This is a genomic window from Bacillus sp. FSL P4-0248, from assembly GCF_038593305.1.
Classification (GTDB): domain Bacteria; phylum Bacillota; class Bacilli; order Bacillales; family Bacillaceae; genus Bacillus; species Bacillus safensis.
The window spans coordinates 2,922,653-2,935,729 of sequence record NZ_CP151983.1 but is presented as its reverse complement, the minus strand read 5'-3'; the positions used below and the strand labels follow the sequence as shown (position 1 = coordinate 2,935,729).

Genomic DNA, 13,077 nt, shown 5'->3' with positions numbered 1-13,077 from the left:
GAGGATTTATTCATGAAGAAATTGATTTTAAGTGCACTATTTCTAGCATTTGCAGGTATTTTAGCTGCGTGCGGTTCATCTAATAACGCAAGCGATAGCAAAACCATTACGGTAGCCGCTTCAAAAACACCGCATGCCGAAATTCTTGAAGAAGCAAAACCACTTCTAAAAGAAAAAGGCTACGATCTAAAAGTGAAAGTGCTTAGCGATTATAAAATGTACAACAAAGCGTTAGCTGAAAAAGAAGTGGATGCGAACTTTTTCCAACATATCCCTTACTTAAACGAAGAAAATAAATCAAACAAAGATTATAACCTAGTGAGTGCTGGTGCGGTTCACCTTGAGCCTTTCGGTATCTACTCTAAGAAATACAAATCCGTAAAAGATATTCCAAACGGCGGCACAATCATCATGACAAACAACGTAGCTGAGCAAGGCCGTATGCTTGCCCTGCTGCAAAATGCTGGTGTCATCAAGCTTGATCCAAAGGTTGATACAATCAACGCAACAGTAAAAAACATTAAAGAAAACCCAAAGAACCTAAAATTCAAAAAAATCGCGCCTGAATTAACTGCGAAAGCTTATGAAAACAGTGAAGGCGATGCTGTATTCATCAACGTCAACTATGCGATCCAAAATAAATTGAATCCGAAAAAAGATTCAATTGAACTTGAGCAAACAAAGAACAACCCATATGCAAACATCGTTGCGGTTCGCAAAGGTGACGAAAAATCAGATAAGATCAAGGCACTAATGGAAGTTCTTCACTCTGATAAAATCAAAGAATTCATCGACAAAAAATATGACGGTGCAGTATTGCCTGTATCTGAATAACAACATTTTAACCTCGCTTCTATCAAAGCGAGGTTTTTTGTGTATTTTTTCAAATCTCGCTCATAATAAAAACGTACAAATGACCTGAAGGGATGGAATCAAGATGAATGAACAGCATATGAGCGGATCCATGCAGCAATCACTGACTGATTATAAAACCGCAATGGGTGAATTCCAGAAGAAAATGCCGGTGTTTGGAAAGAAATTCAATGAATTTACGGAGCAGTGCTTCCAGAGCGATTCATTAACGCAAAAGGAAAAACAAATGATTGCCCTCGGTATCAGTATTCATGCGCAGGATGAATACTGCATGATTTATCATACAAAGGGAGCGCTCGATCAAGGGGCGACAGAAGAGAATTTGCTGGAGGTTGTCAGCGTGGCGGCAGCTTTTGGCGGCGGAGCAGCACTAAGCCAAGGAATCACTGTCGTTCAGCAATGTATTGATGAATTTGGAGGACAGACGCATTAAGGGAAGCATAACACGGTATTTTTCCATATCAGGGAGTTGAGCGCTTCTCATCCGTTTGTGTGAGAAAATATGCCAGCATAGGGTGTCATATCCCTTTTGAGTGAAGCCGCATACGTTTGCTACAATAAAGCTACACTCAAGGAAGGGAATGGTTTATTATTTGTTCGGACCATAGTACACTAGGATTGGATTATACCGCCGAGATGGAAAAGGCCATGCATCAAGCTCATGGCATGAGCTATGCAGAGTACGAAAGAGACCATGACTTACGGATGAAAGTGGAATATAAACGAGAGCAGTCCTACCGAGATGAGAAAAGACAGCTCGCAAAAATGAATATACGAGGCTAATAATAGCTGAGGGGCGGGGAGAACAGTTTCCCGCCCTTTCTTTATGAAAACAGTCTTTTCGACATAAATCCTTTTATCTACCTGCTTTTTTTGTTAGAATTTTGAGAGCATCCTCTCACGCTTATCGTGAATGTGTTGTATTCAGTTTTAATTTGTTATAAAATTAGAATGAGAATAAATTGAGAATAATGATTATTTTGGAGGTATCGATATATGACTGCTTCGACATTAACAATTAAGGACTTGCACGTTGAGATTGAAGGGAAAGAAATCTTAAAGGGTGTAAACCTCGAGATAAAAGGTGGAGAATTCCACGCAGTAATGGGACCTAACGGAACAGGTAAATCTACTTTATCTGCTGCCATTATGGGTCACCCTAAATATGAAGTAACAAAAGGCAGCATCTTGCTTGATGGCGAAGATGTCCTTGAAATGGAAGTAGATGAGCGCGCTCAAGCTGGTCTTTTCCTTGCGATGCAATACCCATCTGAAATCAGCGGTGTTACAAATGCTGACTTCCTTCGTTCTGCAATTAACGCACGCAGAGAAGAAGGCGATGAAATCTCTCTTATGAAATTCATCCGCAAAATGGACGAAAACATGGAGTTCCTTGAAATGGACCCAGATATGGCACAACGCTACTTAAATGAAGGTTTCTCAGGCGGGGAGAAAAAACGCAACGAAATTCTTCAATTAATGATGATTGAACCAAAGATCGCCATCCTTGACGAAATCGATTCTGGTCTTGATATCGATGCCTTGAAAGTTGTTTCTAAAGGAATTAACAAAATGCGCGGCGAAAGCTTCGGCTGCTTAATGATCACTCACTATCAGCGCCTGCTGAACTACATCACACCAGATCACGTTCATGTCATGATGCAAGGCCGTATCGTGAAATCTGGCGGACCAGAACTTGCGCAGCGTCTAGAAGCAGAAGGCTATGATTGGATTAAAAAAGAGTTAGGAATTGAAGACGAAACTGTTGGTCAAGAAGCGTAAGCGTTAGGAGGATTATTGATGACATTAGAAACGAAATTATCAGTAGATCAAGATTATGTCAAAAGCTTCTCCGAGAAGCATCAGGAACCGGCATGGATGAGCTCCCTTCGCTTACAGGCTCTTGAAAAAGCAGAAGACCTCCCAATGCCAAAGCCTGACAAAACGAATATTTCGAAATGGAATTTAACGAATTTCAAACAGCATACAGTCGAAAGTGCGCCATTTGAATCATTAGAAGAGCTTCCTGAAGAAGTGAAATCTCTCATTGATTTAGAGGACACAGATAAGACAGTTTACATTCAGCGTGATCAAACGCCAGCCTATTTGTCTCTTTCAGCTGAAGCGAAAGACAAAGGTGTGATCTTCACGGATCTTCATACAGCGATCCGTGAGCATGGAGATTTAGTGAAACAATACTTCATGACAGATGCAGTGAAAGTGGATGAGCATAAACTAACAGCTTTACATGCTGCTTTAGTGAATGGCGGGGCTTTCCTCTATGTACCGAAAAACGTAGAGCTTGAAGCACCAATTCAAGCTGTTTATCTTCATGAAAATGACGAAACGACTTTGTTCAACCATGTCATCGTTGTAGCAGACGATCATAGTGCTGTGACATATGTAGAAAACTACATCAGTACAGCAAAACCGGAAGAAGCGATCTTCAATATCGTTTCTGAAGTGTTCACAGGCGCAAACGCCCGCGTCACATACGGTGCTGTAGATAACCTTGCAGAAGGAGTCACAGTATATGTAAACAGACGCGGTATGGCAAATGGCCGTGACAGTAAAATCGAGTGGGCTCTTGGCCTGATGAATGATGGAGACGTTGTGTCTGAGAACATCACAAAACTGATGGGCGACGGTACATTCGGTGATACGAAATCAGTTGTTGTCGGCCGAGGAAACCAAACAGAAAACTTCACAACAAGCATCATCCACTTCGGTAAAAATTCTGAAGGATATATCTTGAAGCATGGTGTGATGAAGGATCAAGCATCCTCTATCTTTAACGGAATTGGTAAAATCGAGCATGGCGCAACAAAGTCAAATGCAGAGCAGGAATCACGTGTCCTCATGCTGAGTGAGAAAGCACGCGGTGACGCAAACCCAATTCTATTAATTGATGAAGATGATGTGACAGCAGGGCATGCTGCTTCTGTTGGACGTGTCGATCCAATTCAATTGTACTACCTCATGAGCCGCGGGATTTCCAAAGAAGATGCAGAAAGACTTGTGATTTACGGCTTCTTAAATCCAGTTGTAAAAGAACTGCCGATTGAAGGAGTTAAAAAGCAGCTTGTTTCTGTGATTGAAAGGAAAGTAAAATAATGAATATCAAAGACGTTCGTGAGCAATTTCCAATCCTTCATCAGCAAGTGAACGGACATGATTTGGTGTATTTGGACAGTGCAGCGACTTCTCAAAAACCAAGAGTGGTCATTGATGCAATGAATGAGTATTACCGGTCTTACAACTCGAACGTCCACAGGGGTGTTCATACCCTTGGCACAAGAGCAACGGACGCATACGAGGGTGCGAGAGAGAAAGTTCGTGCATTCATCCGTGCTTCATCTGTTCAGGAGATTATTTTTACTAGAGGTACAACAACTGCGCTAAACACAGTGGCGATCAGCTATGCTAGAGCCAACCTCAAAGAAGGCGATGAGATTGTCATTACGCATATGGAGCATCATGCGAATATCATCCCTTGGCAGCAAGCAGCAAAAGCAACTGGCGCCACATTGAAATACATTCCGTTACAGGAAGACGGCACGCTATCGCTTGAAGATGTGAAGCAAACGATCACACATCAAACGAAAATCGTCGCTGTCACACATGTCTCAAACGTATTAGGAACCATCAACCCGATTAAAGAAATCGCCAAAATCGCCCACGATCATGGGGCAATCATTGTCGTCGACGGTGCGCAAAGCACTCCGCACATGCAAATTGATGTTCAGGATCTAGATTGTGACTTTTTCGCATTCTCTGGGCATAAAATGTGTGGACCGACTGGCATCGGTGTGCTTTACGGGAAGAAGGACCTTTTGAATAATATGGAGCCTGCTGAGTTTGGCGGTGAAATGATCGACTTTGTGGATCTATATGATTCCACATGGAAAGAGCTGCCGTGGAAATTTGAAGCGGGAACACCGATTATTGCTGGAGCAGTTGGACTAGGAAAAGCAATTGACTTCTTGAATGACATTGGTATGGAGGAAGTCAGCCGTTACGAGCATCAGCTTGCGACTTACGCGCTTGAGCGCTTTAAGGAGCTTGACGGTGCGACTGTTTATGGACCGCAGCACCGAGCTGGGCTTGTGACGTTTAACTTAGACGATGTCCATCCGCATGATGCATCAACTGTTCTGGATACGGAAGGTGTCGCCATTCGTGCTGGACACCACTGTGCACAGCCGCTTATGAAATGGCTTGGTGTATCAGCGACTGCAAGAGCAAGCTTCTATCTGTATAATACAGAAGAAGAGATTGACAGGCTCATTGCAGCGCTCCGTAAGACAAAGGAGTATTTTACGAATGTCTTTTAATGTAAACTTAGACACACTGTACAGACAAGTGATTATGGATCATTATAAAAATCCGAGAAACAAAGGTGTGCTAAACGACAGCATTGTCGTCGATATGAACAACCCAACGTGTGGTGACCGCATTCGTCTCACGATGAAAATCGAAGACCAAAAAGTCACTGATGCGAAATTTGAAGGAGAAGGATGCTCGATTTCGATGGCATCTGCCTCGATGATGACGCAGGCGATTAAAGGGAAAGATATTGAAACAGCTTTGAAAATGTCTCAGATTTTCTCCGATATGATGCTAGGAAAAGAATACGACGATTCCATTGATCTTGGGGACATTGAGGCGCTGCAGGGAGTGGCAAAATTCCCAGCCCGCATCAAATGTGCAACATTATCATGGAAGGCGCTTGAAAAAGGCGCATCTGCCGAAGATAACGGCAAATCATAAGATTGGAGTGAAAATGGATGGCTAAAAAAATGCCAGATGTTGGTGAATATAAATACGGCTTTTCTGATAAAGACGTTTCCATTTTCCGTTCAGAGCGCGGACTGACAAAAGAGATCGTTGAAGAAATTTCTCGTATGAAAGAAGAGCCTCAGTGGATGCTCGACTTCCGTTTGAAATCTCTTGAGCACTTTTACAACATGCCGATGCCACAATGGGGCGGAGATTTAAATGCATTAAACTTTGATGAAATTACGTACTACGTAAAGCCATCTGAGCGCTCTGAGCGTTCTTGGGATGAAGTACCTGAAGAAATCAAACAAACCTTTGATAAGCTTGGTATCCCAGAAGCAGAGCAAAAATATTTAGCTGGTGTATCTGCTCAGTATGAATCTGAAGTTGTGTATCACAACATGAAGCAAGACCTTGAAGATTTAGGAATTGTGTTTAAAGATACAGACAGCGCATTAAAAGAGAACGAAGACATCTTCCGTGAGCACTGGGCAAAAGTCATTCCTCCGACTGACAACAAATTTGCTGCGCTTAACTCGGCTGTATGGTCTGGTGGTTCATTTATCTACGTACCAAAAGGCGTAAAAGTAGATACTCCACTTCAAGCATACTTCCGTATCAACTCTGAAAACATGGGTCAGTTCGAGCGTACACTGATCATCGTTGATGAAGGCGCACATGTGCATTACGTAGAAGGCTGTACAGCACCAGTTTACACAACAAACTCACTTCACAGTGCGGTAGTTGAAATCATCGTGAAAAAAGGCGGCTACTGCCGTTATACAACGATTCAAAACTGGGCAAACAACGTCTTCAACCTTGTGACAAAACGTACAGTATGTGAAGAGAATGCAACAATGGAATGGATTGATGGAAACATCGGTTCTAAGCTGACAATGAAATACCCAGCGGTCATCTTAAAAGGTGAGGGCGCTCGTGGTATGACATTAAGTATTGCCCTTGCAGGTAAAGGTCAGCACCAAGATGCAGGTGCGAAAATGATTCACCTTGCACCAAACACATCTTCAACGATCGTATCGAAATCGATTTCGAAACAAGGCGGTAAAGTCACATACCGCGGAATCGTTCACTTCGGACGCAAAGCAGAGGGTGCACGCTCAAACATCGAGTGTGACACACTCATCATGGATAACAAATCAACATCTGATACGATCCCTTACAATGAAATCTTAAACGACAACATTTCATTAGAGCACGAAGCAAAGGTATCAAAAGTATCAGAAGAACAGCTATTCTACTTGATGAGCCGCGGAATTTCTGAAGAAGAAGCAACAGAAATGATCGTCATGGGCTTCATCGAGCCATTCACAAAAGAACTGCCAATGGAATACGCCGTTGAAATGAACCGCTTGATTAAGTTTGAAATGGAAGGTTCTATTGGTTAATAAAGAACATTGATGCACAACGCTTTTTGAAGGCATTTAATTTCGAGTGATACCACTTGTTAATTAAGCCTTCATGGCGTTGTGTTTTTTTATGGCTTTAGTTCGAGAAGCCAGGTCCATCCCTCCAAACGAACATAAATACTTGCAACATTCAAATTAGTACTGTATAGTTCTAATTATGACAAAGGTAAAATTAATGAATCAAAAACGTGTACTTGAAGTAGCTGCAACATTATTTTTGGAAAAAGGGTTTGCTTATACAAGTATGGATGAATTGGTACGTGTAAGCAAAGTGTCAAAGTCGAATGTGTATTATCACTTTTCTAATAAGGAAGAATTATTAGAAGGGGTCGTTGATTATTGGATTGACATGTATCAATCTGCAATTGATGACGTAATGTCTCAGACCCAATTTTCAGTTGAAGATCGTATCCAAATGTTTTTAAAGCAATTATCACAAGGCGTCCAGTCGAGAGAGTATCAGGGAGGCTGTCCATTTATTACTCTTTATATTCAAAGTCCTGCACAGGCCACGCAAATAAAAGAAAAAATAGGTCTTTTTTTTACAGGATTACAAAAGAAAGTTTCTCTATTACTGAAACAAGGTGTAGAGAACGGGGAATTCAGAGATACGATTCAGATTGATGAGGTGGCATCACTTTTTATTACAAATCTTGAAGGGGCGTTATTTATTTCAGAAACACTGAAGGATGCCACTGTCATCACAAAAACAGCAGATCATTTATTTAACTTGCTTCGATAAAGAAGCATTTTTTTTACATCAAATTAGTACTATGTAGTACTAAAAAGGAGCCTTCATATGAAAACAGTATTTTTAATTGGTGGAACAGGCTTTATCGGAAAGCAATTAGTCGAAGAATTAGCCAAAGAGGATGTGAACATTCTTCTTTTAGTGAGGTCGAAAAGTAAAGCGACACGCATTTTTCAAGAAAGAGGCATTTTAAAAGAGTCAGTGATGCACTTTGTTGAAGGTGATTTGACGAAAATAGATTTAGGTCTAAGTGCTGAAGATAAGGAAAGGGTATTGAAAACGGATGTGATCATTCACGCAGGAGGCCCCATGGATATTCAAGCGACAAGTAATGAGGCAGCTTCCGTCTTTTTAAATGGCGCCAAACATATGAGTGAATTAGCTAAAAGTATTCATCAATCGAAGGGCTTGCATCAATTTATTCATGTTGTTGGTTATATGAGTCCCTTTGATGATCAAAATAGCAAGGTTACAATTGATGTGTTTAAAGAAGGAAACAGCTATTTGAAAATAAAAAATCCATATGAGAGAACAAAATTTTTAGCAGATCTTTATATCCGTCAACAGGCATCAGCAATAGGTTATCCGCTGTCTGTCATTAATCCGCCAACTGTGGTCGGTAGTAGTAAAACAGGGAGTACAGAGCAGATAGCAGGATTAGGTTTGCTTGTAAAGAGTATGCGAAGAGGGCTCATGCCAGTGATTCCTGGAGGTAAAGGATATAGGCTGCCACTGATTTCAAACGATGAGTTTGCGAAGTTTATTGTGCAGGTTTTCAGGATGGAGCAGCCGGCTATTCAAACATTTACACTTGTTGAAGACAAAAAGCATGATCAGAACATTGCTGAATTATTAAGTGTGATGTCGGAAAGTATGAATATGAGGGCTCCTAAAATCTCTGTCCCAATGCCCCTAATGAAAGCTGTTATGAATAGTGGCGTAAGCAAAATCACTAAAATTCCTTCTGACGGACTAAATTTTATGACAAAACGAACATTCTCAAATGTTTCAGCGAAAAAAATAATGGGAGACGATTGGTTTAAGAAGACGAGTGTCATGAACTTTTTCCCTGCCGTAGCAGCTGATCTAGATTATCGAATGATGGATCAACATGGTGAGCATCATCATGTATTTGAGCGAACATTATGCGATAACAATACCCTTTACCAACTAAAAGGAGAGGGGAAACCATTTATTTTATTACATGGTTTATTGAGTGATGGAGAGGATTTATTTCCTTTAGCACAAGAGCTTCATGAAAAAACGGGTCAACCGGTATGGATCTTGGATCTTCCAGGTTTGGGACGTTCTCCATTTAAACGAGAGAAACATCTTCTAGATCTCTATTTGAATGTAGTGAAAAAGGTATTGGAGAAAGCGGCTAATGGTGCACATCTAATTGGCCATTCATTTGGTGCGTTTATTTTACTAGAAGCATTGGGACAAGGGTACATAGATAAGAAGTATTCAATCACTTTACTTCAGCCGCCTGTTGCTAAAAAAAATGCTAAATCGCTAAATGTTCCTCAATGGATGAACAAATGGTCTTTAAAATTAGCAACTCCTAAAATGATAGAGCGTTATTTATTAAGTAATGGTTTGTTTGAAAGGACGGAAAGCATCCCTGAACATTATATTGAAAAAATCAGAAACAGTTTTACGTCTCCTAGAATTTTAAATACGACGGTTCAGCTTAACCATTTACTATTGAAAAACGATCACGGTGATTTCAATGAAATAACAAAGGATAATCCTCATATTATCTGGGGGGAGTATGACAGAGGATATTCTGCTCCATCGCATTTTGGAAAAGTTGATGTTGTCCCATATGGTCATCATTTCCCTCTTAGCCATCCGAGTGAAACGGCAGCATTGGTTATAAAAAATAGTCTTTTTAGCAGTTGAGAATGTGGGATAAATAAAGTATGTCGTAATTGAAAAATCGCATTGCTTGTGGTTCCACCGATGCCCGCATCAACTGAAAGTTTATATAGCACCCTAAAACGAAAAAGGTGATTTTTATTAAAAAAAGCACGATTTTTCGTTTTGGGTCTTTTTGATTAAATAGAGGTTAATTAGGAGCATAAAACTCCTCTAAGGTTTTCGTCATATCATCAGATGCAGATTGTAAGATCGCATCTTGTTCTACAATCGCTGTTCCTTGTGCTCGGACAATATGAAATTGATGAAACCCCATCAAGTTTTGAAATATTTCTTTTAGGTAATAATGTGAAAATTCTAGAGGTGTATATCGATCGTGATTTGTGAAAATTGAGCCGCTTGCTTGAAGTAAAAGTACACGATAATCGTCAGTCATCAGACCAACAGAACCATTTTCTGTATATTTGAACGTTTCTCTCGCAATAAAGATATTATCTATATAATCTTTCATTCGTGAAGTCACATTGAAATTATGAACAGGTGACACGATCACAATTCGATGATGTGCTTTGAATTGAGCCAATAAAGCAGATGAAGCAGCGGCGATTTTTTCCTCGGCAGCCGTTAATGCTTGTTTGGATGCTTGCTTATCCCAAATTCCTAGCAGCTGTTCTTTTTCGATACGAGGGATTTCAGTTCCATATAAATGTAAAATGGTTGGTTCCTCATGAGGAAACCTTTCTTTAAATTGTTTTAAAAATAGTGTTTGCAGTTTGTTTGAATAACTTTCTCGATGAGTGAAATCTGGGTGCGCGTTAATGATTAATGTTTGCATGTACATGCTCCTTTTCTTTTGATAAGCTGAGTATAAATGATAAAGGTGACAAAAGAAGGCACCTTTTTAAGAGGGAAAACAAATGAAAAAATCAGAACGATTAAACCAAGAACTTATTTTTTTAAGCGATAAACACTCTTTTCAGTTAAAGGACTTACAGTCCGAATTCGTCATTTCTAAAAGGACGGCTTTAAGAGATATAGAAGAACTAGAGTCAATGGGCTTAGCTTTTTACGTTGAACCTGGCAGACACGGAGGATATCGACTGGTGAATCAATCTCCATTGGTTCCTATTTATTTCAATATAGAAGAAGTCCAAGCTATTTTTTTCGCTCTCAAAGCTCTTGACCTGGTGTCAGCAACACCTTTTAAAAAATCCTACTCACAAATTAGGCAAAAGTTGTTTGCCACAATGTCTGATGAGAGAAAGCAAATGATTACGGAGACTTTGGATGTGATTCATTACTATAATGTCGCACCAGTTAGTGAACAAAATCATTTGGAATTGATTTTACAGGCGATGATGAAAGATCAAATCGTGAAGATGACGTACACTCAATATGAAAATAAAAGAATCAGGCTGCAATTTCTTGAGTTGTTTTATCGAAATGGCATTTGGTTTTCTCAAGCATATGATGTTCAAAATAAAAAGTGGGGCATCTATAGATGTGACTTTATGAAGGACATGATGATTGAAGAAGAAATGAGAGACACATTTACGAAGGATGAATTAAAAGAACTGCAGCTCGAGTACGAAAAAACTTATCATGATATCTCATTTAAATGTCGATTAACGGAACAAGGAAAAGAAAAGTTTTTGAAGCATCATTACCCAAATATGAGATTGGAGATCATTGATCAGATTCCTTATATTGTGGGTGGGTACAACCAAGAAGAATTATCGTATATGACACACTATTTGATGTCTTTTGGGAAACATGTGAAAATTGAATATCCAGATGAATTGAAAGAAAGTTATTTGAATCAATTACGAGAAGTGATTGATCAGTATTGAAAGTAAACGAATTGTCTCTGAATCACAAAAACTTCACATATTAAAAGAGGCGAATTATAGCAATTCGCCTCTTTTTTTTACTTCGCCGCATGAAATGTATTTGTTTTCGGTTGATCATCAACCTTCCCATATGTCAGCTGCCGCCAAATAAATTCCATCGGTCCATACTTAAACCGCTTTAACCATAATGTACTAAAGAGCACGAGGAAGACATAAACCCCGAGTCCAATCATAAACGTGCCAGCCGGCTGAAGATGATCGGCAAGTCCGGCTCCATATTTCAGAAATAGCATTGTGCCAATGATGGAGTGAAGCAAATAGCAGGTCAATGACATCCGTCCAACTTTGGTAAAGACCATCAAAGCACCACGCAGCTGAGGGACATGAAGAAACAGCATCGCAAGTGTACTCATATAGAACATACTGCCCGTTAATCCGCCGTTTTGTTCAAGGGCAGAGGCTATGTTCATCCACAGTGTATTTTCAAAAGGATTGACCGCTGTTATGATCGTACTGCCTTGGGTGATGAGAAAAGCGATAGCAAAAATGATCCAAATGCGATTCCAAATCGCTTTTTTCGCCTCCATGTTTTTGAAAAACTTCATTTTCACAAAATACACACCAAGTAAAAACATGAAAAACATAGAATAGACGGTGGAAAAAGAACTGGAAGCCATTGTGACCATATCTGTCCACCGATCACTAATTGATGCTAAATAAGTCAGACTGTTGTGGCTGGTCAGCTCGAAATCAGCAAAATCCGGCTTGGCTGATGATGCTGTGTTCATGGTATTGAACAGCATCGTGAAAAAAGGTGTAAGCAATTGAATCACAAATAGTGTAATCAGCCAGTATAGGATGGTTTTAGCTGTGCGTTTGTAAAAGAAAAGCAATAAAAAGCCAGCGACTGCATAATAGGCCAAAATGTCACCAATCCAAACAAAGGTCAAATGCAGAAGGCCAAATCCTAAGAGAATGGTTAATCTGCGGGCAAACAGCTTGTTCGGGCTGTCCACCTTCTGAGCAGCTCGGTCCATAAAAATCATAAAACCAACCCCGAATAGAAAGGAAAACAGTGTAATGAATTTCCCTGAGGCGAACCAATTCACCACATTGTGAAAGACATCATTTGACAGCATGTCAAATCCCTTGGCTGAATCCACGATCAAAAAGTAATTGACTAGAATAATCCCCATTAAGGCGAATCCTCGTACGATGTCCAAGAAATGAACCCGTTCGCGCAGACTCATCGGTTGTCCGTGTGCTACTTTGTTTGCATTCATATCCATGCTCCTTTTCTTGTTATGATAAATGTAATGCGGATCAATTCATCGATCCTTACAATGAATCAATATACGGCCAAATTCTTAACAATTTATGAAGATCCAATTTTTTGAAAATGAATGTGACGAATTGATGGCAGATGATCAAATTCATAAACTGTTAAGGTTTATGCTGTATCTTTTCACATAGCTAGATGATATATAGTAAAGACATAAAAGAAAGAGCATCACAT

The 13,077-nt window shown here is 40.0% G+C and carries 13 protein-coding genes; 11 read left to right on the top strand and 2 right to left on the bottom strand.

The window, feature by feature from the left end:
- The first annotated feature begins 12 nt into the window (after positions 1–12).
- From metQ to NST65_RS15160, 10 genes are all read left to right on the top strand, one after another.
- Positions 13–834, top strand: a complete 822-nt coding sequence (metQ, locus tag NST65_RS15205) for a methionine ABC transporter substrate-binding lipoprotein MetQ (protein WP_111926691.1) — start codon at positions 13–15, stop codon at positions 832–834.
- 103 nt (positions 835–937) lie between these two features.
- The gene (locus NST65_RS15200; protein WP_003212803.1) at positions 938–1,306 is read left to right on the top strand and encodes a carboxymuconolactone decarboxylase family protein; all 369 of its coding nucleotides are present in this window, start codon (positions 938–940) and stop codon (positions 1,304–1,306) included.
- Between the two features lie 215 nt (positions 1,307–1,521).
- Complete coding sequence (locus NST65_RS15195; RefSeq protein WP_254965641.1) at positions 1,522–1,656, top strand: hypothetical protein; 135 nt, start codon at positions 1,522–1,524, stop codon at positions 1,654–1,656.
- Between the two features lie 213 nt (positions 1,657–1,869).
- Positions 1,870–2,655 (top strand): Fe-S cluster assembly ATPase SufC, encoded by a 786-nt coding sequence (gene sufC, locus NST65_RS15190; RefSeq protein WP_007500355.1) that lies wholly within the window; start codon positions 1,870–1,872, stop codon positions 2,653–2,655.
- Between the two features lie 18 nt (positions 2,656–2,673).
- Positions 2,674–3,987: a Fe-S cluster assembly protein SufD gene (gene sufD / locus NST65_RS15185; RefSeq protein ID WP_041115742.1), complete on the top strand. Its 1,314-nt coding sequence runs from the start codon at positions 2,674–2,676 to the stop codon at positions 3,985–3,987.
- A complete protein-coding gene (locus NST65_RS15180; protein WP_046313268.1) occupies positions 3,987–5,207 on the top strand; it encodes a cysteine desulfurase in 1,221 nt (406 codons plus the stop codon). The genes sufD and NST65_RS15180 overlap by 1 nt, the downstream gene beginning before the upstream one ends.
- Complete coding sequence (sufU, locus tag NST65_RS15175; RefSeq protein WP_034280837.1) at positions 5,197–5,643, top strand: Fe-S cluster assembly sulfur transfer protein SufU; 447 nt, start codon at positions 5,197–5,199, stop codon at positions 5,641–5,643. The genes NST65_RS15180 and sufU overlap by 11 nt, the downstream gene beginning before the upstream one ends.
- Before the next feature lie 17 nt (positions 5,644–5,660).
- The gene (gene sufB, locus NST65_RS15170) at positions 5,661–7,058 is read left to right on the top strand and encodes a Fe-S cluster assembly protein SufB (protein WP_007500362.1); all 1,398 of its coding nucleotides are present in this window, start codon (positions 5,661–5,663) and stop codon (positions 7,056–7,058) included.
- Positions 7,059–7,254: 196 nt separating this feature from the next.
- Positions 7,255–7,821, top strand: a complete 567-nt coding sequence (locus NST65_RS15165) for a TetR/AcrR family transcriptional regulator (RefSeq protein ID WP_065215198.1) — start codon at positions 7,255–7,257, stop codon at positions 7,819–7,821.
- A gap of 57 nt (positions 7,822–7,878) precedes the next feature.
- Complete coding sequence (locus NST65_RS15160) at positions 7,879–9,735, top strand: alpha/beta fold hydrolase (protein ID WP_342489059.1); 1,857 nt, start codon at positions 7,879–7,881, stop codon at positions 9,733–9,735.
- Between the two features lie 166 nt (positions 9,736–9,901).
- On the opposite strand, the gene NST65_RS15155 is transcribed toward NST65_RS15160, so the two are convergent.
- The gene (locus NST65_RS15155) at positions 9,902–10,546 is read right to left on the bottom strand and encodes an NAD(P)H-dependent oxidoreductase (RefSeq protein WP_326483736.1); all 645 of its coding nucleotides are present in this window, start codon (positions 10,544–10,546) and stop codon (positions 9,902–9,904) included.
- Positions 10,547–10,628: 82 nt separating this feature from the next.
- On the opposite strand from NST65_RS15155, the gene NST65_RS15150 reads away from it, so the two are divergent.
- Positions 10,629–11,561, top strand: a complete 933-nt coding sequence (locus tag NST65_RS15150; RefSeq protein WP_065215201.1) for a WYL domain-containing protein — start codon at positions 10,629–10,631, stop codon at positions 11,559–11,561.
- Positions 11,562–11,638: 77 nt separating this feature from the next.
- Here NST65_RS15150 and NST65_RS15145 read toward each other — a convergent pair whose 3' ends face one another.
- The gene (locus NST65_RS15145; protein WP_034280827.1) at positions 11,639–12,844 is read right to left on the bottom strand and encodes a DUF418 domain-containing protein; all 1,206 of its coding nucleotides are present in this window, start codon (positions 12,842–12,844) and stop codon (positions 11,639–11,641) included.
- Positions 12,845–13,077: the final 233 nt, after the last annotated feature.

Excerpts from the sequence above, each read along its gene's own strand:
- metQ (WP_111926691.1), top strand. The coding sequence starts at position 13 with ATGAAGAAATTGATTTTAAGTGCACTATTTCTAGCATTTGCAGGTATT.
- NST65_RS15200 (WP_003212803.1), top strand. The coding sequence starts at position 938 with ATGAATGAACAGCATATGAGCGGATCCATGCAGCAATCACTGACTGAT.
- NST65_RS15195 (WP_254965641.1), top strand. The coding sequence starts at position 1,522 with ATGCATCAAGCTCATGGCATGAGCTATGCAGAGTACGAAAGAGACCAT.
- sufC (WP_007500355.1), top strand. The coding sequence starts at position 1,870 with ATGACTGCTTCGACATTAACAATTAAGGACTTGCACGTTGAGATTGAA.
- sufD (WP_041115742.1), top strand. The coding sequence starts at position 2,674 with ATGACATTAGAAACGAAATTATCAGTAGATCAAGATTATGTCAAAAGC.
- NST65_RS15180 (WP_046313268.1), top strand. The coding sequence starts at position 3,987 with ATGAATATCAAAGACGTTCGTGAGCAATTTCCAATCCTTCATCAGCAA.
- sufU (WP_034280837.1), top strand. The coding sequence starts at position 5,197 with ATGTCTTTTAATGTAAACTTAGACACACTGTACAGACAAGTGATTATG.
- sufB (WP_007500362.1), top strand. The coding sequence starts at position 5,661 with ATGGCTAAAAAAATGCCAGATGTTGGTGAATATAAATACGGCTTTTCT.
- NST65_RS15165 (WP_065215198.1), top strand. The coding sequence starts at position 7,255 with ATGAATCAAAAACGTGTACTTGAAGTAGCTGCAACATTATTTTTGGAA.
- NST65_RS15160 (WP_342489059.1), top strand. The coding sequence starts at position 7,879 with ATGAAAACAGTATTTTTAATTGGTGGAACAGGCTTTATCGGAAAGCAA.
- NST65_RS15155 (WP_326483736.1), bottom strand. The coding sequence starts at position 10,546 with ATGCAAACATTAATCATTAACGCGCACCCAGATTTCACTCATCGAGAA.
- NST65_RS15150 (WP_065215201.1), top strand. The coding sequence starts at position 10,629 with ATGAAAAAATCAGAACGATTAAACCAAGAACTTATTTTTTTAAGCGAT.
- NST65_RS15145 (WP_034280827.1), bottom strand. The coding sequence starts at position 12,844 with ATGAATGCAAACAAAGTAGCACACGGACAACCGATGAGTCTGCGCGAA.